Consider the following 22649-nt stretch of genomic DNA (forward strand, 5'->3'; position numbering starts at 1 on the left):
GCTGCCGTATCAAGGTTCACACGCTGCAGTCTTTTAATAAAACAGGAGTTACTCGTATGAAGAAGTTCGCTCTCGCTACCGCAACTGCTACCGCTCTGACCCTGGCCATGGCTAACGCCGCCTTCGCTCAGCCAACCCAGGCGCCAATGACTCTGGCAGCTGGCGAAATGACCAAGGCTAAAGAATCCACCTCGGATACCTGGATCACCACCAAAGTCAAAGCAGACCTGCTGACTGAAAAAGGCATCCCAGGCTCCGACATCAAGGTAGAAACCAACAAAGGCGTGGTTTCCCTGTCTTCGGAAGTAGCTATCTCGGACTCGCAGAAAGCGACTGCTGTAGCCATAACCAAGAAAATCAAAGGTGTGACTGCTGTTTCGGCTGACGGCCTGTTGGCTGGCGGTGCTACCAAAGCTGACGGCATCGACAAGACCAAAGGTGCTGCACACGATGCTGGCGAGGCGACTAGCGATACCTGGATCACCACCAAAGTAAAAGCTGACCTGGTGACCGAGAAAGGTATTCCTGGTACCGATATCAAGGTCGAAACCAACAAGGGCGTAGTGTCCCTGTCGTCCCCGACTGCCGTGACTGCATCGCAGAAAGAAACTGCGGTCGCTATCACCAAGAAGATTAAAGGCGTTAAAGCTGTATCGGCCGATGGCCTGAAAGCAGAGTAACGTTAAAGGTTTCGTCTGAACGAAATAGCGGCGGCTTAGGGTGAGCCAGTTATCCACCCGATGCACCTCTGGAGTTCATGCGACCGACCACATGGATGTGGTCATTACAGGCCCCGGCACTTGTGTCGGGGCCTGTTCTATTTCCGAGGGTGCAATGAACGGAATGAAATGTGGGAGGGGGCTTGCCCCCGATGGCGGCCTCAGGGCTGACCAGGATGCTGGACTTTGATCGAGTGCATATCCGTTATTTGGGTCACGGCTGCTATTGGTTCCGCTTTTACAGCGGGTCACTTTGGAAAAGAGCCCCAAAGTAACCAAAGGGCTCTTGCCCCACCACTCGGCACCTCGCTTAGGCTCGGTGTGCCCGTAATCCGCCATGGATTTGTGGGGCCGCCGCCACGCGCCATCCATGGCGCGGGGCGGCTAAACCGGCATCCCTGCCGGTTTACCCCCCAAATCCATGGCGAATTCCGGCCAGCGTGGTTTGACGGGGCGCCTAAGATCAAGATCAAAAGCAGATCAAAAGCAAGAGCAAGAGCGGCTCGCTTCGCATCGTGGTTACCGTGGGGTCGGTAATGCGAACTACCGTTGTGTAGATAACCATGCCCCGATGACGGTAGCTCAGTCACTTACATATTGACTGTCACACCGCTATCGGGGGCAAGGCCCCTCCCATATTTAGTAATGCGCCAGCTTTGGGTTATTCGGCATCCAGGTGCATCGGGGTGATGACCCGGCCATCTTTCTCGGCCTGGCCCAGTTGCGCATCAATGAAGTACACCCGCTCATCTTCCAGCTGGCCCTTGTCCACCAGGTAATCCTTGATGGTACTGGCGCGGTCCTGGCCCAGTTGGCGCAGCAGTACATCACTGCCACTCCAGAACTTGATCACGCCGTCCTTGAGCTTCGCCGAGCGCTCATCGCTGCCCAGGTCTTTCCATTCGGCGGGCGGTTGCTGTTTGAGTCGAGTGCGGTAGATACCTTCCAGCAACGGTGCCTTTTCCTTCTCGGGCACTTCAAGCAGCGAGGCTTGGGCGGGAACCTTGTCGCCACGGCGCTGGAGGATCTTGTAGTAGTTGTATTGGTATTCACGTTCCAGTCGCTGTGCCGCCAGGAACGGCCCGTCGCTGCTGGCAGCCGCCGTGCCTTCAATTTCCAGGCGCAGGGTAGGGCGTTCTTTCAGCGCCTTGGCCAGAGTGTTCAGCGCGCCTTCTGCATCTTTGTTCAGCTCACTGGAGCCTGCGGCGAAGGACACATTACCCAAATCTTCCGAGCCACCGCCGGTGACCAGGCCGCCAATAAACTTGAAGGGCGCCGTCGCAGCGCGCACGACAAGGTTGCGCAGGGTTTGCCACACAATCGGCATCACGCTGAATTGCGGGTTATTCAGGTCGCCACTGACCGGCAGTTCGATGGAGATTTTGCCGTCGCTGTCCTTGAGCAGGGCGATGGCCAGGCGAATCGGCAAGTCCACCGCGTCGGAGCTGTCGACTTTTTCACCCAGCTGCAGCTGCTCGACCACGACTTTGTTGTCGGCCTTCAACTGGCCTTTGGTGATCACATAGTGCAAGTCGAGATTCAGCCGGCCCTTGCGGATACGGAAGCCTGCAAACTTGCCCGAGTAAGGCGTCAGGTTGGTCAATTCGACACGTTTGAAGCTGGTCGCGATATCCAGAGCTGCCATCGGGTCAAACGGGTTCACGCTGCCCTTGATGGTCACCGGTGCGTAACGGTCCACCTTACCCTTGATATCAACGCTGGCCGGTTTGGCCTGGCGACTGTCGATGGTGCCAATCTGGCCGTTGAGCTGTTGAATTGCGGTGGCGAAGTTCGGGGTCAGGCTGAAGTCGGCAAAGTTGGCCGAACCATCGTTGATCGCGATCTGCCCGATGTGGATGCCCAGGGGCTTGTCCTTACTGGCCGCCGGCTTGGCGGCTGACTTGGCGCCACTGTCGGCAGGCTGGGGAATCAGCAAGTCATCGATATTGGTGGTGCGGTCGTCGTTGATCATGAAGCGCGCATAGGGCTGCAGCAGGTTGACCTTATCGATCGACAGGCTTTGGCCGTGCTGATAGTTCACACCTTCGAGTACCAGGCGCTGCCACTTGAGGAAGTCGCGGGTCTTGAGGGTGTCCAGGGTGTGCAACTGATCGACCTGAGCGCGGCCGGTGACTTGCAGGGCCAACGGCTCGGTGCTTTTGAGGTTCACGTCCAGATTGCTGCCCAACATGCCGCTGCGCAGTTCCAGGCGGATAAAGGGGCTGATATACGACTGGGCAACGCGCAGGTCGATGTCCTGGGTGTTGACCTTAAGCTTGGCGCTGACCGGGTTGAGGTTAACTTCACCGGTTGCCTGAAGCTTGCCTTGTTTGCCCACGCCGCTATCGACTTTCAAGGTGAAGGGGCTTTGGTTGAGGCTGTCGAAGTTTTGTACATCGACGTTCAGCGGGCCCAGCTCCAGTGCGACTGCGGGTTTGGCCTGGCGGTCGGCCAGGTGCACCTGATAGTTACGCAGTTGTACATCCTTGAGCAGCACTTGCCAGGGTTTGCTCGGGGCTGCCGGTTGCGCTTCGGGCGCGTTGGCAGTCGCCGCTTCCGGCGCTTTGGCGGGCTTGCTCGGTTGGCTGGCGAACAGTTTCTGCCAGTCGAGTTGGCCATCGGCTTCAAGGGCTGCCCAGGTTTCCAGCTTGTTGCTGCGGATCTTGCCGACAACCACCTGCTGCTTGGCCAGGTCTACCGTGGTTTCGCTGACGTCCAGGCGTTCTAGGCGCACCAATGGTCGGCCATCCGGCGCCTTGATCGCGAAGGGCGCAATGCTCGCAGCAGTGTTGGTCAGGTTCAGTTCGGTCTCTTTGGCCAGGCTGAACTTGTAGTGGGTGCTGAAGTTGAGCACACCGTCTTCGAGCACCAATGGCAGGGCGTCACGTACATACGGCCACCAGGCTTTCATCTTGCCGTCGGTGACCTTCAAGGTACCTTCGGAGGTGATCGGCACCAGGCTGAAATTGCCTTTCCAGTCGATCTGCCCGCCGTCAGGGCCGGCGGCCACCAGGGTCATGTCGGCGTTGTCCTCGGGCAATGTGCTGAGGTTTTTCAGCTCAAAGTCGAGTTCGTCGTAGAGGAATTCGATCGGTTCGCTGGGGCGCAAGTCCTGGAAATGCAGGTTGCCGCCCGCCAGCTTGATGCTGTCGATACGCAGCGGGAACGGTTTGGTATCGGGATCTGTGGGCGTCGGCTCGCTCGGCGGCAGTTTGAACAACTGCGCCAGGTTCAACTGGCCGGATTTATCGAACAGCAGTTCGGTCTTGGGCTGATCCAGTTGCACATCGGCCAGGTGCAGGGCGCGGGTCCAGAGACTGTCGGCCTGCAGGTTGGCGTAGAAGCGCTCGAAGCCCACTTGTTCTTTGCCCGGCTCACCGATCTTCAGGCCCCACAGCGTGAGTTCCAGGCTGAACGGGTTGAGCTCGATGCGCTCGATTCGCGCCGGCACCGTGGCGTAATTGGCCAACTGTTGGTTGGCAATGCGAAGAGCGATGCCGGGTAAAATCAGAAAGCCCAGCAAGCTGTACAAAGCAAGGGCGGTCAACAAGGCGCCTACGGCGCGGATCAATCCTTTGGGCATGGGTGACGCCATCTGTGTCGAACGAGAGTGCCTTGGAGTATGGCACGGTAATTCGGTTCCGAAGAACAGTGGCTGTTGGGAAACTTCCTACAAATGCAGGATCAAGGTCTTTAACGGAGGCTGCTGATCGGTGGACGGAAAGTCCGCCCCGGGTGTCATGACCTGCCAGTCGCGCACAGGGCGACCGGCTTTTTCCGCACAGCGCAGCACCTGTTCACGCCAGTCATCCATGCTGACTTTCGCCAGGTTGTTGCAGCAGATCAGCACGCCGTTGTCAGCGGTGGCCAGCAGCGCAGGTTTGAGCAAACTCTGATAGTCGCGCAGCAGGTCGACGGTACCGAACGCGCTTTTGGCCCAGGCGGGCGGATCAAGCAGCACCAGGTCATACTGGCGCTGCTCCAGGCGCGGATAGCTCGGCAGCTTCTGGCCGCGACGCTGGGTGATCGGCAGGCCGGCCAGTTGGCGAATGGCCGGGAAGTAATCGGACTGTACAAACTCCATGCTCGGCAATTGCGGGTTGAGCTGGCCGTTTTCACGCCCAACCGCCAGGTTCCCCTCGGCAAAATCCAGGTTACAGACTTCACGTGCGCCGCCGGCGGCCGCGCTCAAGCCCACGCCGCAGGTGTAGGCGAACAGGTTCAGCACGCTTTTGCCGGCGCTGTGCTCCTTCACCCAGCCACGGGTGTTACGCAGGTCGAGAAACAATAACGGGTCTTGCCCGGCATGGCGCCCGCGTACACGGTAGCTCAGGCCCCATTCATGGCCGACCAGGTCTTCCAGCGCCGCAAGCTCTGCGCGGTACACCGTGTCTTCACGATCGATACGCGAGTTGCCTCGGGCGCGGTCGTTGTACACCAGCAGCAACTCCAGACCCATGTATTGGTTGATCAGTTGATGCAGGTCCAGCAGGTCTGCGCTATCCAGCGAATGGTGGAAGCTCTGCACCAGCAATTGCGGGCCGTAGCGGTCGATGGTCAGACCCCCGGCACCTTCCTGGCTGCCGTGAAACAGCCGATAGCAGTCCGTGCCCTGGGCGTGCAGTTCGTTGATCAGGTCTTGACGATGATCGAGTGCGGCGCGCAGCGCCTGATTCAGGGGAGTCATGGAGCGCGCCTTGCTTGCAGATAAATAAGAAAATCGGGGGCGCGCAGTTTAACAGTTAACCCCGGCCTGCACAGGCCGGGGATTATCCTGAGTGCTATCGGTTCAGGCGTTTGTCGATCAATCCGTCTACGACGCTTGGGTCAGCCAGAGTCGAGGTATCGCCCAGGCTGTCCAGTTCGTTGCAGGCGATCTTGCGCAAGATGCGGCGCATGATCTTGCCGGAGCGGGTTTTCGGCAGGGCAGGCGCCCATTGGATCAGCTCCGGCTTGGCAAAGCTGCCGATTTCCTTGCTGACCAGGTCCAGCAAGTGCTTTTTCAGCGTATCGCTGGGCTCGACGCCGTTCATTGGCGTTACAAAGGCATAGATACCCTGGCCCTTGACGTCATGGGGGTAGCCGACCACAGCGGCTTCAGCGACCTGATCATGCAGCACCAGGGCGCTTTCCACCTCGGCGGTGCCGATGCGATGGCCGGATACGTTGATCACATCATCAATGCGCCCGGTGATCCAGTAGTCGCCATCTTCATCGCGGCGCGCGCCGTCGCCGGTGAAGTAATAGCCCGGGTAGGGTTTGAAATAGGTGTCGATCATGCGCTGCGGGTCGCCGTAGACGCTGCGAATCTGCCCCGGCCAGCTTGATTTGATAGCGAGCACGCCACTGCCGGGGCCGTTGATTTCCTTGCCTTGCTCATCGAGCAGTACCGGCTGAATGCCGAACATCGGCTGTGTCGCGCAGCCTGGCTTGATGCGCTGGGCGCTGACCAGCGGGCTGAGCATGATGCCGCCGGTTTCGGTCTGCCACCAGGTATCGACGATGGGGCAGCGCTGTTCGCCCACCGCATTGAAGTACCAGTCCCAGGCCTCCGGGTTGATCGGCTCACCGACGCTACCCAGCAGGCGCAGGCTGGCGCGGGAGGTGCTCGCCAATGGGCCTTGGCCTTCACGCATCAGGGCGCGCAAGGCAGTGGGCGCGGTGTAGAAAATATTCACCTGATGTTTATCGATCACCTGCCAGAAGCGCGAACTGTCCGGATAGCTCGGCACGCCCTCGAACATCAGTGAAGTGGCGCCATTGGCCAGCGGGCCGTAGACGATGTAACTGTGCCCGGTGACCCAGCCCACATCGGCGGTGCACCAGAACACTTCACCCTCTTGGTAATCAAGCACGTATTTGAAGGTCATCGCCGCTTGCAGCAGGTAGCCACCGGTGGTGTGTAGCACGCCTTTGGGTTTGCCGGTGCTGCCGGAGGTGTAGAGGATGAACAAGGGATCTTCGGCGTCCATTGGTTCAGGCGGGCAGTTGTCACTGACGGCGTCCAGGGCCGCTTGATACTTGAGGTCGCGCCCCTCGGTCCAGTTCACGCTTGCTCCGGTGCGCTCGACCACCAACACCGTGCTGACATTGGGGCAACTGGTCAGGGCTTTATCGACATTCTGTTTCAATGCCACGGGCTTGCCGCCGCGCACGCCTTCATCGGCAGTGATCACGGTGCGGCAATCGGCATCGAGAATACGGTCACGCAGGGCATCAGGCGAAAAGCCGCCGAACACCACCGAGTGCACCGCGCCAATTCGCGTGCAGGCCAGCATGGCGTACGCTGCTTCCGGGATCATCGGCATGTAGATGCACACGCGGTCGCCTTTCTTCACGCCACGGCTTTTCAACACGTTGGCCAGGCGACTGACGTTTTGATGCAGTTGGCGGTAAGTGATCCTGGAGGATTTTGATGGATCATCGCCTTCCCAAATGAAGGCCGTCTGATCGGCGCGTTGCGCCAGGTGACGGTCAATGCAGTTGTAACTGACGTTCAGTTGACCGCCGGCAAACCACTGAGCGGCTCCGGTGTAGATGTCTGACTGCTGAACGGTGTGCCAGGGAGTTATCCAGTCGAGAAAGCCCTTGGCCTGTTCGGCCCAGAAGGCATCTGGCTGTTTAATGGATTGGCGATAGAGGCGCTGATAGTCCTCTTGACTGAGTTGCGCAGCCCGGCGGACGGCATCGGCGGTGGGAAACGTGCTGATATCGAACATGAGCGATCCTTATTCTTGTTTTTGCGACAAGTCATAAAGATGCACCCTGTGATGGGAGGGTTCAAGGCCAACGTCCAAACGGACGTTGGCCTTGAGTGATCAGCATCAGCCGCGGTGACGACCGCGGAAATAGTTGATCAGGCCTTGGGTCGAAGCGTCCTCGGCGGAGGTTTCTTCGGCGCCCGTCAGACGGTTATACACGCCTTTGCCCAGTTCCTTGCCCAGTTCAACGCCCCATTGGTCGAAGGCGTTGATACCCCAGACCACGCTCTGTACGAACACCTTGTGTTCATACATCGCTACCAGTGCGCCCAGGCGACGCGGGCTGATGCGCTCCACCACGATAGTGTTGCTCGGGCGGTTGCCCGGGATCACCTTGTGCGGGGCCAGCTTCTGCACTTCGGCTTCCGGCAGGCCCTTCTCGCGCAGCTCGGCTTCGGCCTCGCTACGGGTTTTGCCGAGCATCAGGGCCTGGCTCTGGGACAGGCAGTTGGCGTACAGCCACTGGTGATGATCAGAGACCGGGTTGAAGCTGACGATCGGCACGATGAAGTCAGCCGGGATCAGTTGGGTCCCTTGGTGCAGCAGCTGGTGGTAAGCGTGCTGCCCGTTGCAGCCTACGCCGCCCCAGATCACCGGGCCGGTATCGGTGGATACCGGCGTGCCGTCCTGGCGCACGCTTTTGCCGTTGGATTCCATGTCCAGCTGTTGCAAGTGCTTGGTGATGTTGCGCAGGTAATGGTCGTACGGCAGGATCGCATGGCTCTGCGCACCCCAGAAGTTGCCGTACCACACACCCAGCAAACCCAGCAGCACAGGCATGTTGGCTTCGAACGGCGCGTTCAGGAAGTGCTGGTCCATGGTGTAGGCACCCGACAGCAATTCCTTGAAGTTGGACATGCCGATGGCCAGGGCGATTGGCAAGCCAATGGCCGACCACAGCGAGTAACGCCCGCCTACCCAGTCCCACATCGGGAAAATGTTCTCTTCACGAATACCGAAGGCCACGGCCGCAGCGTTGTTGCTCGATACGGCGATGAAGTGGCGATACAACTCAGCTTCCGAACCACCCTGGGCCAGGTACCAGGCGCGGGCGGCCTGGGCGTTCTTCAGGGTTTCGAGGGTGTTGAAGGATTTGGACGAGACAATGAACAGCGTGGTCTCGGCGCGCAGCTTCATGGTCAGCTCGTGGAACTCGCTGCCGTCGATATTGGCCAGGTAGTGGCAGCGCACGCCTTTGTGGGCGTAGGACAACAGCGCTTCGGAGACCAGTTCCGGGCCGAGGAACGAGCCACCGATGCCGATGTTCACCACGTCGGTGATCGGCTTTTCGGTGTAGCCGCGCCACAGGCCGTCGTGAATGCGGCCGACCAGGTCAGTGATCTGGTTCAGTACCTTGTGCACGTCCGGCATGATGTTCACGCCGTTGACCGACAGCTTGTCACCCACCGGACGGCGCAGCGCGGTATGCAGCGCCGGGCGGCCTTCGGAAGAGTTGACAGGCTCGCCGGCGTACAGCGCATCAATGGCGCCTTTAAGGTTCACTTCCTTGGCCAGGCCCACCAGCAAGTCGCGGGTTTCGCTGGTGATCAGGTTTTTCGAGTAATCGAGGAAAAGTCCGCAGCTGCTCAAGGTGAATTGGGAAAAACGCTGAGGATCGGCATTGAACGCCTCGCGCATGCTGAAATCCTGCATGGCTTGGCGATGTTGAACAAGCGCTTGCCAGGCGGGCAGAGCGGTAACGTCATGAGGGGTGCGGTAGTACGCCATCGCTGCGGGTTTCCTTTTATTACAGGGACTGCCTTTAGGACACTTAAAAGCCCGGAACATCCATTCTTGTCTCAACGACTGGGTTCCAGACAGCGCTAACCATAGCGCAGGGCGATTACATTAAACCTAGCGTGTGGATATGTCTTGGCTTTGTCTGCGCTGTGGCCGGTACTTTTTTATACCGGCACAGCCCTCGGGGCAACAGGTTGGGGATTAAAGATGGATCAGGCGAGGTTCAGGTGCAGGTTATCGATCAGGCGTGTGGTGCCCAGATAAGCGGCGACCAGGATCACCAGATCCTGATCTTGCGCGGTGGCCGGGCGCAAATTCACGCCGTGGCGCACTTCCAGATAGTCCATGCGCAGGCCGGCGGCCTCGATGTGCCGGACCTGCTCGGCGCGCAGCTGGGCGAAATCGCGCTCGCCGCCCTTGATGGCCGTGGCGATCTGGCTGAGGGCCCGGTACAGGATCGGCGCAACGGCGCGTTGCTCCTCGGTGAGGTAGCCGTTGCGCGATGACAGCGCCAGGCCGTCCTCGGCGCGCACGGTAGGCTCGCCGATGATCTGGATCGGCATGTTCAGGTCATGGACCATGGCGCGGATCACCGCCAGCTGTTGGTAATCCTTCTGGCCGAACACGGCCATGTCCGGCTGGACCATGTTGAACAGCTTGCTGACTACTGTCGCCACGCCTTCGAAATGGCCCGGGCGGCTGGCACCGCACAACCCTTCGGACAACTCGGGAACAATAACGCGGGTTTGGCCGGTCATGCCGCCGGGGTACATCTCCTCGACGGTAGGGGCGAACAGCAGGTTGCAGCCGGCTTGCAGGAGTTTTTCCTGATCGGCCGCCAGTGTGCGCGGGTACTTGTCCAGATCTTCGCCGGCGCCGAATTGCAGCGGGTTGACGAAAATGCTCGCCACTACGAAATCCGCCTGCTGCGCAGCCTTGGTCACCAGCGTGGCGTGGCCGCTGTGCAGATTGCCCATAGTGGGCACAAAGCCAATGCGTTTGCCGGCGCTGCGGGCGTGAGTAACGGCAGCGCGCAGTTCACGCAGGGTTTTAACCGTGTTCATGCAGAGAATCCGTGTTCGATGCCGGGGAAAGTAACGGCTTTGACTTCGCTGACGTAAGCGCTCAGTGCTGCATGGATGCTGCCCTGGCCGGCCATGAAGTTCTTCACGAACTTCGGCACGTGACCGCTGATCGACAGGCCGAGCATGTCGTGCAGTACCAGCACCTGGCCGTCAGTGGCAGAGCCGGCACCAATGCCGATCACTGGCACTTTGACGGCCTGGGTAATTTCTGCGGCCAGTTCGCTCGGCACGCATTCGAGCAGAATCATCGCCGCACCGGCTTGTTCCAGGGCAATGGCATCGGCGCGCATCTGGCGGGCCTGGGCTTCATTGCGGCCCTGTACCTTGTAGCCGCCGAGGATGTTCACCGACTGTGGCGTCAGGCCCATGTGTGCGCACACTGGCACGCCGCGCTCAGCCAAAAGGCGGATCGACTCGGCAAGCCACACGGCACCTTCGACTTTGACCATGTGCGCGCCAGCCTGCATCAGTTTGCCGGCGTTCTGGAAGGTTTGCTCCAGAGTGGCGTAACCCATGAACGGCAGGTCGGCGATGATCAGCGCACCGTCGTTGCCACGCTTGACGCTGGCGGTGTGGTAGGCCAGTTCATCCGTGGTCACGGGCAGCGTGCTGTCATTCCCTTGAAGAACCATGCCCAGGGAGTCGCCCACCAGCAACACCTCGACCCCTGCCTGGCAGCTGGCGTGGGCGAAAGTGGCGTCGTAGCAGGTCAGCATGGTGATTTTTTCACCTTTGAGCTTGAGGCTCTGCAAGGTGGTCAGGGTAATGTCTGGCATGAAAAGGGTCCTCGTTCAGGCGCTTGGAAACAGCGAGTAACGCGCGTGAGTCTTCGTTTATACAGGCGCACTGTCTTGAAAGCAGTGCTTATAAGGCCTGGATTGCGCCCTGTAGCGCCGGGTTGGCGGCAGCGGGACGCCTATAGTCGTGAGGAGGACACGGGAAGTCAATTGGATGTGTTACCGCATTGTTACGATGGCGGTGTTACCGCTGTTACTGACGCGATTCAGCAAGATGGGCACAGGTTTGGGGGGCACTGAATATCTAATGTGGGAGCTGGCTTGCCTGCGATGGCATCACCTCGGTGTGGCTGATACACCGTGTCGCTTGCATCGCAGGCAAGCCAGCTCCCACATTGACCGAGTCATTCTTGAGGGAGGCGTTCCAGGCCGACGAATGGGCAGGCTTCAAGCAGGCCGTTGAGGCTTTGCCCGTCGGGCAACTGCAGGTCGGCTGGCGCCAGCTCGGCCAGCGGGTAAAGCACAAACGCCCGCACATGCATCTGGTAGTGCGGCACCTTGAGGCGTGGCTCGTCGATCAGGCGATCGCCGAACAGAAGGATATCCAGATCCAGGGTGCGCGGGCCCCACCGTTCGAGGCGTTCGCGGCCCTGATCGTTTTCTATAGCTTGTAATGCATCGAGCAAGTCCAGGGGCGCCAGGTGACTGTCCAGTGCCGCAACTGCGTTGGTGTAGCGCGGCTGGCCTGGCAGCAGTGAATCGCTTTGATAGAAGGCGGACACTCCGGCGAGGTGGGTGCCAGGCAATTGCGCCAACGCTTTGATCGCGTTGCGCAATTGCTGTTCCGGCGCTGCCAGGTTACTGCCCAGGCCTACGTAGATGCGCTCCACGTTTATTCGCCCGCGTTGCCCGAGGCATCGGCAGCGCTGCGTTTGCGCTTGCTGCCGCTGCGGCGACGCTTTTTCGGCCCTTCACTGGCGCCATCGCCTTTGCTGCCAAGCTCACGAATCATCTCGCGACGCTGGCTGTCGTTGGCGTCCTGATAGTCGGTCCACCATTCGCCCAGGCCATCGGTCTGCTCACCGGCGCTTTCGCGCAGCAGCAGGAAGTCGTAGCCGGCACGGAAGCGCGGGTTGTCCAGCAACAGGTCGGCGCGCTTACCGCTGCGACGCGGCAGGCGCTCCTGCATGTCCCAGATCTCGCGGATCGGCATGGTGAAGCGTTTCGGGATGGCGATGCGCTGGCACTGCTCGGCGATCAGCTCGTGAGCCGCTTCTTGCATGGCCGGGATCGGCGGCATGCCACGGTCCTGCAGGCGCAGTACGCGCTTGGGCAGGGCCGGCCACAGCAGTGCGGCAAACAGGAACGCCGGGGTTACCGGTTTGTTCTGCTTGATGCGCAGGTCGGTGTTGATCAACGCTTCGCTGATCAGTGTGTGCGTGTACGTCGGGTTGTATTCGAGCGCCTCGGCGCTGGCCGGGAACAGCGGGTCGAACAACTGCAGGTCGACGAGCATTTCGAAGGTGTCGGCGGCGTAGCCCGAGAGGAACAGCTTGAGCACTTCTTCGAACAGGCGTGCCGAGGGGATTTCGCGCAGCATGGGTGCCAGCTCGCGAATCGGCGCGGCGGTGTGCTTCTCGATGCCGAAGTTGAGCTTGGCGGCAAACCGCACGGCACGCAGCATACGTACCGGGTCTTCCTGGTAGCGTTGCGTCGGGTCGCCGATCAGACGGATCAGGTTGTTGCGAATGTCGTGTACGCCATTGGCGTAATCGAGGATGCGCTCGCTGACCGGGTCGTAATAAAGAGCATTGATGGTGAAGTCGCGACGTTGCGCGTCCTCCTCCAGAGTGCCGTAGACGTTATCGCGCAGGATGCGCCCGCTCTCGTTGCGGGAAGACTGGTTGGTGTCTTCCTCTTCGTCGTTTTGCGGGTGACCGGCGCGAAAGGTCGCGACCTCAATGATTTCGCGACCAAAGTGGATATGCACCAGCTTGAAGCGCCGGCCGATGATTCGTGCGTTACGAAACTCGGCGCGCACTTGTTCAGGCGTGGCGCTGGTGGCGACGTCGAAATCCTTGGGCGTGATATTGAGCAGCATGTCGCGTACGCAACCACCCACCAGATAAGCCTGGTAGCCGGCGTTCTGCAAACGTTCGACGATGTTCACTGCATAACGGCTGAATTGAGCGCGCTGCAACGAATGCTGGCTGCTGTTGAGCACTTCAGGCGTGCTGCGTTTGTGTTGCGTACGACGCAAGGGAGAACGGAATGACTGGAACAACTTCTTCAGCATGGGATGCACTGTTTGAAGGAATGTTCGGCCATAACGAAGAATGACCGCATGATGGGCGGGGATTCTAGCATTTAGTCAGGGGATGGTGTAGGAACAAGCTACAGGCATTGCGCCATAAGCGTTTGGAGGTCAAATTCCGGAAACTACAAGGGGAGCCGAAGCTCCCCCAGAAGTAGTTGCGTGCTCTATTTTTATTATTGATGTCGGGCTTCTTGTTTTTGTTGATCGCCCTCGCCATGAAGCTTCACCTTCATGACACTCCCAATCGAGAGTCAAGAGCAAACGGATTGCTTTGGTCGCTGTGTTGCTGATCTACGATCCAACCAGTTCAGGCTCTGCCTTAGGGCAGTTTTTGTTGTTCTCGGCCTGGTTGCGGGGCAAGCCCCAAATGCAACGCCTCTCCAAAAGAATCAGTTAGCTGCGCCTCCGCCGTGTTGTTTTTGTTATGCGTGAGTCGATTCGTCTTATTTTTATTGTCTTGTACAAAGCTTGTTATTGTTTTTGTACTAAGCATATAGCAGGGTGCGTGCCAACTTTTGCGCCGGCCAGCAAAATAAGGGGGTTGAGGTGGTTTTGCAGTTTTCGGGGCCCAAAAAAAGCCGGGGCTTCGTTACCGTAAGCCCCGGCTTTTGTTACGTGAAAAGTCAGCGGTAACAGTTTTTTCACATCCACAGGTGTTACCTGTGGGCGCGCCGCCTCAGCTTTCGCTGGCGACTCCGGTCTTGCGCCGCGGAATACCCAGGCGCTGGCGCCGTTCCCACAGGCACTTGCGACTTACACCCAGTTTGCGGGCCAGTTCGGTCTCGGTCATATGGTCCTGATGCTCCAGGACGAAATGCTGGAAGTAGTCTTCCAGTGACAAATCCTCCGTCGGCTCATGGCTGGTATTGCTACCGCCGCCCTGTTGTGGGGCCAGGCCGATGAAGTCGTCGTCTTCCAGGTCGCTGAGCTCGATATCAATGCCCAAAAGCTCGGCGGAAATCTCCGGGCTCTCCGACAGAATCACCGCACGCTCCACGGCGTTCTCCAGTTCCCGCACGTTACCCGGCCACGAGTAATGCCGGATGGCCTGCTCGGCGTCCGCGGCAAACCTCAGGTCGGTACGGTTGATACGCGCGCTCTGGCGCAACAGGAAGGCATTGGCGATCTCGTTGACGTCGGCGCCGCGCTCACGCAGCGCTGGCAATTTCAAGGCGATCACGTGCAGGCGGTAATACAAGTCTTCCCGGAACTGGCCGATCTTGGCCAAGCTCTTGAGGTCACGGTGCGTTGCTGCAATAAGCCGCACATCAACCTTTTGCGATTGCACCGAACCGACCCGGCGAATCTCGCCTTCCTGCAACACGCGCAGCAGGCGCGCCTGGGCTTCCAGCGGCAGCTCGCCGATTTCATCGAGGAACAAGGTGCCGCCGTCCGCCGCTTCGACCAGGCCGGCACGCCCGGCGCTGGCGCCGGTGAACGCGCCTTTCTCGTGGCCGAACAGTTCGGATTCGATCAGCGATTCAGGGATAGCTGCGCAGTTCACCGAGATCATCGGTGCCTTGGCGCGCTTGGACAGGTTGTGCAGGGCGCGAGCGACCAGCTCCTTGCCGGTGCCCGACTCGCCCTGGATCAATACATTGGAGTCGGTCGGCGCCACTTTGCGGATCTTGCTGTACAGGTCCTGCATGGGTGGGCAGGAGCCGATGATGCCGATCTCGCCGTTGCTGTTGTCCACGCCGGGCTTGTCGGCGCTGCTGGCCGCTTTGCCGGCCGGGCGCTGTTCGGCAGGCGCGCTGCTGGCGGACGAACGGTCACGCAGAATGCGGGCTACGGCCTGGAGCATCTCATCGTGATCAAAAGGCTTGGCGATGTAGTCCACCGCGCCCATCTTCATCGAGTCGACGGCCGAGCGCAGGCTGGCGTAGCTGGTCATGATCAGCACCGGGGTGCCTTGGCCCAGCTTGATCAGCTCGGTGCCCGGGGCTCCGGGCAGGCGCAGGTCGCTGACAATCAGGTCGAACGTGGGGATGCTGAACCGCTCCTGGGCTTCCTGCACCGAGCCGGCTTCGCTGACCTGGTACTGATTTCGTTCAAGCAGGCGACGCAAGGCAGAGCGGATAATGGTTTCGTCTTCGACGATCAAAATGTGCGGCATTGATTCAATTCTCTCGACGGTCTCAGTTCACAGCGGACGTCGCTTCGACATGACGCGGCAAGGTCACCCGTATACGGGTGCCGCGTTGGCTTTGTGTGTCAGCCGGGCTGTCGATGGTGATTTGTCCATAATGCTCTTCAACGATGGAATAGACCAGTGCAAGGCCCAGACCGGTACCTTCACCGGGGTCCTTGGTGGTGAAGAAGGGTTCGAATAATCGGTCCATGATGTTCTGCGGGATGCCGCTGCCTTCGTCCTCCACGATCAGGTCGACCGTGTGCTCGAAAGCCTCGCTCTTGACGCGTACCGCACTGTGGGGCGGAGAGGCATCGCGGGCGTTGGACAACAGGTTTATCAATACCTGTGCCAGGCGTTGTGAGTCGCCGTCGACCCAATGGTCCGGATCACACAAATTAAAGAACTGTACTTCGAAATTGCGCCGGTTCAAGGCCAAAAGCCCAATCGCGTCCTGCGCCACTTCGGCCAGGCACACTGCTTCGTCCTGATTTTGATGCGCGCCGGAGTGGGCGAAGCTCATCAGTGACTGCACGATGCGGGACACCCGCTTGGTCTGTTCGAGGATTTGCCCGCTGATTTCGGTGATTTCACCGTCTTCCTCGCGCTCTTCGCGCAGGTTCTGCGCCAGGCAGGCGATACCGGTGATCGGGTTGCCGATTTCATGGGCCACGCCAGCCGCCAGGCGGCCAATACTGGCCAGGCGCTCGGAATGCACCAGCTTGTCTTCGAGCATCTGCGTGTCGGTGAGGTCTTCTACCAGCAAAACCAGGCCGCTGTTACCGGGGGCCAGGGGCTCATCGATGGCGGCTTTGTGCAGGTTGAGCCAGCGAGTCTGGCCATCGAGGGCCAGGTGCTGCTTGTGCAAGTGCTCGTCGGGCAGGTTGATGAAACCCTGCAGCAGTTCTTTCCACGGATCGGCGAGGGTGTTGAGCCGCGAGCCCACCACCCGTTGCGCGGCGATGCCGGTGAGTTCTTCCATGGCCTTGTTCCACATCAGGATTTCCTGGTCCTTGGCCAGGGAGCAGACGCCCATCGGCAGTTCCTGCAAGGTCTGGCGGTGGTAACGGCGCAAGGCGTCGAGTTCGGCAGCCAGGCCGGTCAGGCGTGAGTGGTAATCCTCCAGCCGGCTTTCGATGAAATGGATGTCTTCGGTCACGTAGTTTTCGCCGCCCGCCTTATAGGGCAGGAAGGTTTCGACCATGTCCTGGGACACGCTGGGGCCCATCAGGCCGGAGAGGTTGGCCTCGATCCGGTCACGCAGGCGGCGCAGGGCATAAGGACGGCGCTCGTCGAACGGCAGGTAGAGGTCACGCAGCGCTTGTTCGACTTCCTTTTGCGCCGCCTTGGCGCCCAGTGGCTTGGCCAGCTGCGTGGCAAACTCCTGGGGCGAGGCGGCGTGCAGTTCGCGGCGTTGCGGGCGGCGCACGTTGTCCACTGCGCAGGCTTCGGCGGCGCTGGTTTCTTCGGCACTGGCATTGGTGAACAGTGAGATGAGGGTAAACATCAGTACGTTGGCGGCCAGCGAGGCAATGGCCGCCATGTGCCAGCTGGTGTCGTCGAGCACGTAAATCATGTTCAGCAACGGAATGTAGAAGCCCTGCAAGTTGCCGACCAGCGGTAGCAGCATGGTGACGACCCACACCAGGATCCCCGCCAGCAGCCCGGCGATAAACCCACGGCGGTTGGCGGTCGGCCAGTACAGCACCGACAACACCCCCGGCAAGAACTGCAAGGTGGCCACAAACGCGACAATGCCGAGGTTGGCCAGGTCTTGCCCGGCGCCGAGCAGCAGATAGAACCCGTAGCCTGCGGTAATGATCGCGACGATCAGCGCGCGGCGGGTCCATTTCAACCAGCGGTAGATATTGCCCTCAGCCGGCGGCTGGTACAGCGGCAGCACCAAGTGGTTGAGTGCCATGCCCGATAGCGCCAGCGTGGTGACAATGATCAAGCCGCTGGCCGCCGACAAACCGCCGACATACGCCAGCAGTGCCAACGCCGGGCTGTTGGCGGCAATGCCGATACCCAAGGTGAAGTACTCAGGGTTGGTGGTGGCCCCCAGTTTCAGGCCGGCCCACAGGATCAACGGCACCGCCAGGCTCATCAGCAACAGGAACAGCGGCAAACCCCAGCTCGCGCTCACCAGCGAGCGTGGGTTGAGATTTTCGGTGAAGGTCATGTGGTACATGTGCGGCATCACGATCGCTGAGGCGAAAAACACCAACAGCAGCGTGCGCCAGGGGCCTTCCTGCAAGGGCGTGTGCAGCGCGGCGAGGGCGGTCTGGTTTTGCAGCAGCCACAGCTCCAGTTGTTGCGGGCCGTCGAACACCCCATAGAGCGCATACAGGCCAACGCCGCCAATGGCGATCAGCTTGATGACCGACTCAAAGGCAATCGCGAACACCAACCCTTCGTGCTTCTCGCGGGTAGCAATATGGCGCGAGCCGAAGAAAATCGTGAACAGGCTGATCAGTGCGCAAAACGCCAGTGCGACGCGGTGCTGCACCGGTTCGCGGGTGAGGATGCTGATGGAATCGGCTACCGCTTGAATCTGCAGGGCCAGCAATGGCAGTACGCCGATCAGCATGAAAATCGTGGTCAGCGCACCGGCCCAGGTGCTGCGAAAGCGAAAGGCGAACAGGTCTGCCAGGGACGATAACTGGTAGGTGCGAGTAATTTTCAGAATCGGGTACAGCAACACCGGCGCCAGCAGGAACGCACCGGACACCCCCAGGTAACTGGACAGAAACCCGTAGCCGTATTGATAGGCCAGGCCCACCGTTCCGTAGAACGCCCAGGCGCTGGCGTACACGCCCAGGGACAAGGTGTAAGTCAGCGGATGGCGAATGATCGCCCGCGGAATCATTCCGCGCTCACTGATCCAGGCCACGCCGAACAACGCAGCCAGGTAGGCGGCGCTGATCAGCAGCATCTGGGTGAGGCTAAAGCTCATCGGCATCTTTTTGGCTCTGCAGGATGAAGGTCACAACGATCAGGATCAGCCACAGCAGATAAGGGCGGTACCAGGCGCCCGTGGCGTCGATCCACCAGTCCATGATGGCGGGGGAAAACAGGTAGATCCCGACGACCAGCAGCAGGACCAATCGATAGATGTACATATTGGCCTCTGATTAAAAATCTGCGGCGATGGTAACGGATGGCTGGCAACCTGCAAGCGCCTTCAACTCAATTGCGCTTCGGCCAGCGTGAGTGTGCGCGGGATCTGCGTAGCGTCCCAGTGCGCAATGCCCCAATCCAGCAGTTCGCGTGGGCTTGCGTAAAGCAGTTCGTCACCGGCTGGCTGGCCGAGGGCGCGCAGGGCTCTGAGCAGCAAAGGCGTGGCCTGGTCGGCGGTCAATGGTGGGGAGCGGTAGGACTTGCCCAGTTTGTTGCCGTCCGGCTGCACAATCAGCGGTACGTGCAGGTAACGAGGCTGGCGCAGGCCGAGCAGCTCTTGCAAGTAAAGCTGGCGCGGCGTGGAGTCCAGCAGGTCGGCGCCGCGCACAATATCGGTGACACCTTGCCAGGCATCGTCGAGGACCACGGCCAGCTGATAAGCGTAGAGACCGTCGCGGCGCCGGATGATGAAGTCGCCGGCGTCGCGGCCCAGATGCTGTCGGAACTCGCCCTGCACGCGGTCGGTAAAGTGATATTCCAGTTCGGGAACACGCAGGCGGATCGCGGCATCCTGCTGTTCGTGGCCGGCATTGCGGCACAAGCCTGGGTAAATCCCGTGGTAGGGCTCCAATTGCTTACGCGAGCAGGTACAGGCGTAGGCCAGGCCGTGGTTGAACAGGTCATTCAGCACTTTGGCGTAGGCGTCATGCCGATCGCTCTGCCTGACCAGTTCGCCATCCCATTCAAAGCCGTAGCTTTGCAGGGCATGCAGGATCGCTGCCTGGGCGCCGGGTTCTTCACGGGGAGGGTCGAGATCTTCCATACGCATCAACCAGCGGCCATGGTGGGCGCGTGCGTCGAGGTAGGAGGCGAGGGCGGCAACCAGGGAGCCGAAGTGCAAATGGCCGCTGGGCGTGGGGGCGAAACGCCCGATATAGGTAGAGGCTGTCATGGGCGGATACTACTGCAAAACCGGTAAACGCCAGAAACAAAAATGGGGCGTTTGCACGCCCCATTTGTTCAGACCGGCAAGGTTACTTGCCGACCTGTTTTTCCTTGATTTCAGCCAAGGTCTTGCAGTCTACGCACAGGTCCGCGGTCGGGCGGGCTTCAAGGCGGCGAATACCGATCTCGACGCCGCAGGATTCGCACCAGCCATACTCTTCGTCTTCGATCAATTGCAGGGTCTTGTCGATCTTTTTGATCAACTTGCGCTCGCGATCACGGGCACGCAGTTCCAGAGCGAATTCCTCTTCCTGGCTGGCACGGTCTGCCGGGTCCGGGAAGTTGGCTGCTTCGTCCTTCATATGGTCAACCGTGCGGTCGACTTCCTGCATCAAGTCCTGCTTCCACTTCTTCAGAATATTGGAGAAATGCTTACGCATGGACTCGCTCATATACTCCTCACCCTTTGTCTCGACGTAGGGTGTGAAGCCGCTGAGGGCTGAGGATTGTTGTTGCTTTGCTTGGGTGGACATGAATAGACCGCCTCTCACTCTTCTAATCCATTGCGCAGGATTGCAACGTCACCGACACCTGCCGGCCCTGCGGCTGCAAGCGGGCGAACTTACCAGATAGATTCAGGGTGCGCTACTCCCGGTTGTCGAGCTCCAGGGCAAAGGGGTTGCAAACCGCAGCAGCCCGCCATGACTGGTTATGTATCGCCTCGAATGTTGATTTTAGCTGTTTTACGAGCGTGCGCAGGGTGCACTTGCAGCCCCAATCAGGCAATAGAGCATGTTTTAACGCGAGGGTTCGGTAGAATCCTGATTTTGTCCTAACCGTTAAGGAAGGCTAATGGCTCAGCCCTACAGTGCGCGCAGTCGCGCCATCGAACCTTTTCATGTCATGGCGTTGCTGGCCCGCGCCAATGAGCTGCAGGCTGCCGGCCATGACGTGATTCATCTGGAAATCGGCGAACCGGACTTCACTACCGCCGAGCCGATCATCCAGGCCGGCCAGGCTGCGCTGGCCAACGGCAAGACGCGTTACACCGCTGCCCGTGGGGTGCCCGAGTTGCGTGAGGCGATCAGCGGGTTTTACCAGCAGCGCTACGGTTTGAGCGTCGATCCCGAGCGTATCTTGATTACGCCCGGTGGCTCCGGTGCGTTGTTATTGGCCAGCAGCTTGCTGGTCGACCCTGGCAAGCACTGGCTGCTGGCTGACCCAGGCTACCCCTGCAATCGACACTTTCTGCGACTGGTCGAGGGCGCGGCGCAACTGGTGCCGGTGGGCCCTGAGGTCCGCTATCAATTGACCTCCGATCTGGTCGCCAGGCACTGGGACCAGGACAGCGTGGGCGCGCTGGTTGCATCCCCGGCCAATCCTACCGGCACAGTCCTCACGCGGGACGAACTGGCAGGCTTGTCGAGTGCAGTCAAAGCGCGTAACGGCCACTTGGTGGTGGACGAGATCTACCACGGTCTCACCTACGGCACTGATGCGGCCAGCGTGCTGGAGGTCGACGATGACGCCTTCGTCTTGAATAGTTTTTCGAAGTATTTCGGGATGACCGGCTGGCGCCTCGGTTGGCTGATAGCGCCTACCGCTGCGATCAGCGAATTGGAGAAACTGGCGCAGAACCTCTACATCAGTGCGCCGAGCATGGCTCAGTACGCTGCCTTGGCCTGTTTTACCCCGCAGACCCTGAGCATTCTTGAAGAGCGTCGAGCCGAATTCGGTCGGCGTCGTGACTTTTTGCTGCCAGCCTTGCGTGAGCTTGGATTCGGCATCGCCGTGGAGCCGGAAGGCGCGTTCTACTTGTACGCCGATATCAGCGCGTTTGGCGGCGATGCCTTCGCGTTCTGCCGTCACTTTCTGGAAACCGAGCACGTGGCGTTTACACCCGGGCTGGATTTCGGTCGTTATCAAGCGGGCCATCATGTGCGTTTTGCCTACACGCAAAATATTGACCGGCTGCAAGAAGCGGTGGAGCGCATCGCTCGTGGCCTGCGGAGCTGGCAAGGCTGATGCGCTTTCATCCTCCCCTCGAAGAAGGGCGGCTGATCCGCCGCTACAAACGCTTTCTCACCGATATCGAAACCGTTACCGGCGAGTTGCTCACCATTCATTGCCCGAACACCGGATCGATGCTCAATTGCATGGTCGAAGGTGGCCAGGTCTGGTTCAGCCGGTCCTCGGACCCCAAGCGCAAGTTGCCAGGCACCTGGGAAATTGCCGAAACGCCTCAGGGCCGGCTGGCGTGCGTCAACACCGCGCGAGCCAATCAGTTGGTGGAAGAGGCGCTGCTGGCTGGTGTGATCACTGAACTCAAGGGCTTTACGGCGCTCAAGCGTGAAGTGCCATACGGTCAGGAGAAGAGTCGCATCGACTTTCGCCTGGATTACCCACAGGGTGCCGCTTTCGTTGAGGTCAAGAGCGTCACCCTGGGCTTCGATGGAACGTCGGTGGCGGCTTTTCCTGATGCGGTGACGCAGCGCGGTGCCAAGCACTTGCGTGAACTGGCTCACCTGGCGCGTGAAGGTGTGCGGGCGGTGCAGCTGTATTGCGTGTGTCTATCGGGTGTTGATGCGGTGCGCCCAGCGGTGGAAATTGACGCCGGTTACGCTGCGGCATTACGCGAGGCCAAGGCCGCGGGTGTCGAGGTGTTGGCGTACGGCGTGCGGGTCACGCCGCAAGAGATGTACGTCGAGCACCGCCTGAAGGTTTTGCTGGGCGACTAGAGTTCTACCCACAAGCCTTGTTCATCCTCATGGCCGGGCAGGGCGGTGAGACTTTGGCCTGCGCAAGGGCCGGCAATACACTCGCCGCTCTCGATCAGGAACAGAGCGCCATGGGTCGCGCATTGGATCAGACTGGCGCTGGCGTCGAGGAAACTGTCGGGCTGCCATTCCAGCGGGATGCCGCGATGGGGGCAGCGGTTGCGATAGAAGTAGGCAATGCCGTCCCGGCGCACTGCCAGCAGTTTGTGGCCGTCGATATCAAAACCACGGCTGCTGTTGGGTGCGAGGTCGCTTGAGGGGCAGAGAAACTTCATTTCAATCCTTAAGTGCCTTGACGTGCAAATGCAAACAATTAT

17 protein-coding genes are annotated in these 22649 nt (G+C 59.9%); 3 read left to right on the forward strand and 14 right to left on the reverse strand.

What is annotated here, in order from left to right; all coding sequences use genetic code 11:
• Nucleotides 1-56: 56 nt before the first annotated feature.
• Complete coding sequence (locus TX23_RS17845; protein ID WP_057703319.1) at nt 57-680, forward strand: BON domain-containing protein; 624 nt, start codon at nt 57-59, stop codon at nt 678-680.
• A gap of 700 nt (nt 681-1380) precedes the next feature.
• Here TX23_RS17845 and TX23_RS17850 read toward each other — a convergent pair.
• From TX23_RS17850 to dksA, 13 genes are all read right to left on the reverse strand, one after another.
• Nucleotides 1381-4302 carry a DUF748 domain-containing protein gene (locus tag TX23_RS17850; protein ID WP_057703320.1) on the reverse strand — a complete coding sequence of 974 codons (2922 nt, stop codon included), beginning with the start codon at nt 4300-4302 and terminating at the stop codon, nt 1381-1383.
• 87 nt (nt 4303-4389) lie between these two features.
• Nucleotides 4390-5406, reverse strand: coding sequence for a class I SAM-dependent rRNA methyltransferase (locus tag TX23_RS17855; protein ID WP_057703321.1), 1017 nt, complete (start codon nt 5404-5406; stop codon nt 4390-4392).
• A 94-nt stretch (nt 5407-5500) separates the two neighbouring features.
• Nucleotides 5501-7438 carry an acetate--CoA ligase gene (gene acs, locus TX23_RS17860; RefSeq protein WP_057703322.1) on the reverse strand — a complete coding sequence of 646 codons (1938 nt, stop codon included), beginning with the start codon at nt 7436-7438 and terminating at the stop codon, nt 5501-5503.
• 105 nt (nt 7439-7543) lie between these two features.
• A complete protein-coding gene (pgi, locus tag TX23_RS17865; protein ID WP_057703323.1) occupies nt 7544-9208 on the reverse strand; it encodes a glucose-6-phosphate isomerase in 1665 nt (554 codons plus the stop codon).
• Between the two features lie 224 nt (nt 9209-9432).
• Nucleotides 9433-10284: a pantoate--beta-alanine ligase gene (gene panC, locus TX23_RS17870; protein WP_057703324.1), complete on the reverse strand. Its 852-nt coding sequence runs from the start codon at nt 10282-10284 to the stop codon at nt 9433-9435.
• Complete coding sequence (gene panB / locus TX23_RS17875) at nt 10281-11081, reverse strand: 3-methyl-2-oxobutanoate hydroxymethyltransferase (protein ID WP_057703325.1); 801 nt, start codon at nt 11079-11081, stop codon at nt 10281-10283. Before panB ends, panC begins: the two co-directional genes overlap by 4 nt.
• A 365-nt stretch (nt 11082-11446) precedes the next feature.
• Nucleotides 11447-11932 (reverse strand): 2-amino-4-hydroxy-6-hydroxymethyldihydropteridine diphosphokinase, encoded by a 486-nt coding sequence (folK, locus tag TX23_RS17880; RefSeq protein WP_057703326.1) that lies wholly within the window; start codon nt 11930-11932, stop codon nt 11447-11449.
• Between the two features lie 2 nt (nt 11933-11934).
• Nucleotides 11935-13338 carry a polynucleotide adenylyltransferase PcnB gene (locus tag TX23_RS17885; protein ID WP_057703327.1) on the reverse strand — a complete coding sequence of 468 codons (1404 nt, stop codon included), beginning with the start codon at nt 13336-13338 and terminating at the stop codon, nt 11935-11937.
• Between the two features lie 697 nt (nt 13339-14035).
• Nucleotides 14036-15475, reverse strand: coding sequence for a sigma-54-dependent transcriptional regulator (locus TX23_RS17890; RefSeq protein ID WP_057703328.1), 1440 nt, complete (start codon nt 15473-15475; stop codon nt 14036-14038).
• A 22-nt stretch (nt 15476-15497) separates the two neighbouring features.
• Entirely contained in the window at nt 15498-18452 is a 2955-nt protein-coding gene (locus tag TX23_RS17895) for a sensor histidine kinase (RefSeq protein WP_167346941.1), read from the reverse strand.
• Nucleotides 18436-18612, reverse strand: a complete 177-nt coding sequence (locus tag TX23_RS27855) for a hypothetical protein (RefSeq protein WP_003176118.1) — start codon at nt 18610-18612, stop codon at nt 18436-18438. Before TX23_RS27855 ends, TX23_RS17895 begins: the two co-directional genes overlap by 17 nt.
• Before the next feature lie 62 nt (nt 18613-18674).
• Nucleotides 18675-19562, reverse strand: coding sequence for a tRNA glutamyl-Q(34) synthetase GluQRS (gene gluQRS / locus TX23_RS17905; RefSeq protein WP_057703330.1), 888 nt, complete (start codon nt 19560-19562; stop codon nt 18675-18677).
• An 82-nt stretch (nt 19563-19644) separates the two neighbouring features.
• On the reverse strand, nt 19645-20088 hold the full coding sequence (gene dksA, locus TX23_RS17910; protein WP_057703331.1) for an RNA polymerase-binding protein DksA: 444 nt from the start codon (nt 20086-20088) through the stop codon (nt 19645-19647).
• Between the two features lie 319 nt (nt 20089-20407).
• On the opposite strand from dksA, the gene TX23_RS17915 reads away from it, so the two are divergent.
• Nucleotides 20408-21580, forward strand: coding sequence for a pyridoxal phosphate-dependent aminotransferase (locus TX23_RS17915; protein ID WP_057703332.1), 1173 nt, complete (start codon nt 20408-20410; stop codon nt 21578-21580).
• Nucleotides 21580-22293: a DNA/RNA nuclease SfsA gene (sfsA, locus tag TX23_RS17920; RefSeq protein WP_057703333.1), complete on the forward strand. Its 714-nt coding sequence runs from the start codon at nt 21580-21582 to the stop codon at nt 22291-22293. Before TX23_RS17915 ends, sfsA begins: the two co-directional genes overlap by 1 nt.
• On the opposite strand, the gene TX23_RS17925 is transcribed toward sfsA, so the two are convergent.
• Nucleotides 22290-22607, reverse strand: coding sequence for a Rieske (2Fe-2S) protein (locus TX23_RS17925; protein ID WP_057703334.1), 318 nt, complete (start codon nt 22605-22607; stop codon nt 22290-22292). The two genes, sfsA and TX23_RS17925, sit on opposite strands and share 4 nt — an antisense overlap.
• Nucleotides 22608-22649 lie beyond the last annotated feature (42 nt).

Origin of the sequence: Pseudomonas paralactis, assembly GCF_001439735.1 — a bacterium.
In the GTDB taxonomy this organism is placed as follows: domain Bacteria; phylum Pseudomonadota; class Gammaproteobacteria; order Pseudomonadales; family Pseudomonadaceae; genus Aquipseudomonas; species Aquipseudomonas paralactis.

Excerpts from the sequence above, each read along its gene's own strand:
- TX23_RS17845 (WP_057703319.1), top strand. The coding sequence starts at position 57 with ATGAAGAAGTTCGCTCTCGCTACCGCAACTGCTACCGCTCTGACCCTG.
- TX23_RS17850 (WP_057703320.1), bottom strand. The coding sequence starts at position 4,302 with ATGCCCAAAGGATTGATCCGCGCCGTAGGCGCCTTGTTGACCGCCCTT.
- TX23_RS17855 (WP_057703321.1), bottom strand. The coding sequence starts at position 5,406 with ATGACTCCCCTGAATCAGGCGCTGCGCGCCGCACTCGATCATCGTCAA.
- acs (WP_057703322.1), bottom strand. The coding sequence starts at position 7,438 with ATGTTCGATATCAGCACGTTTCCCACCGCCGATGCCGTCCGCCGGGCT.
- pgi (WP_057703323.1), bottom strand. The coding sequence starts at position 9,208 with ATGGCGTACTACCGCACCCCTCATGACGTTACCGCTCTGCCCGCCTGG.
- panC (WP_057703324.1), bottom strand. The coding sequence starts at position 10,284 with ATGAACACGGTTAAAACCCTGCGTGAACTGCGCGCTGCCGTTACTCAC.
- panB (WP_057703325.1), bottom strand. The coding sequence starts at position 11,081 with ATGCCAGACATTACCCTGACCACCTTGCAGAGCCTCAAGCTCAAAGGT.
- TX23_RS17885 (WP_057703327.1), bottom strand. The coding sequence starts at position 13,338 with ATGCTGAAGAAGTTGTTCCAGTCATTCCGTTCTCCCTTGCGTCGTACG.
- TX23_RS17890 (WP_057703328.1), bottom strand. The coding sequence starts at position 15,475 with ATGCCGCACATTTTGATCGTCGAAGACGAAACCATTATCCGCTCTGCC.
- TX23_RS17895 (WP_167346941.1), bottom strand. The coding sequence starts at position 18,452 with ATGCCGATGAGCTTTAGCCTCACCCAGATGCTGCTGATCAGCGCCGCC.
- TX23_RS27855 (WP_003176118.1), bottom strand. The coding sequence starts at position 18,612 with ATGTACATCTATCGATTGGTCCTGCTGCTGGTCGTCGGGATCTACCTG.
- gluQRS (WP_057703330.1), bottom strand. The coding sequence starts at position 19,562 with ATGACAGCCTCTACCTATATCGGGCGTTTCGCCCCCACGCCCAGCGGC.
- dksA (WP_057703331.1), bottom strand. The coding sequence starts at position 20,088 with ATGTCCACCCAAGCAAAGCAACAACAATCCTCAGCCCTCAGCGGCTTC.
- TX23_RS17915 (WP_057703332.1), top strand. The coding sequence starts at position 20,408 with ATGGCTCAGCCCTACAGTGCGCGCAGTCGCGCCATCGAACCTTTTCAT.
- sfsA (WP_057703333.1), top strand. The coding sequence starts at position 21,580 with ATGCGCTTTCATCCTCCCCTCGAAGAAGGGCGGCTGATCCGCCGCTAC.
- TX23_RS17925 (WP_057703334.1), bottom strand. The coding sequence starts at position 22,607 with ATGAAGTTTCTCTGCCCCTCAAGCGACCTCGCACCCAACAGCAGCCGT.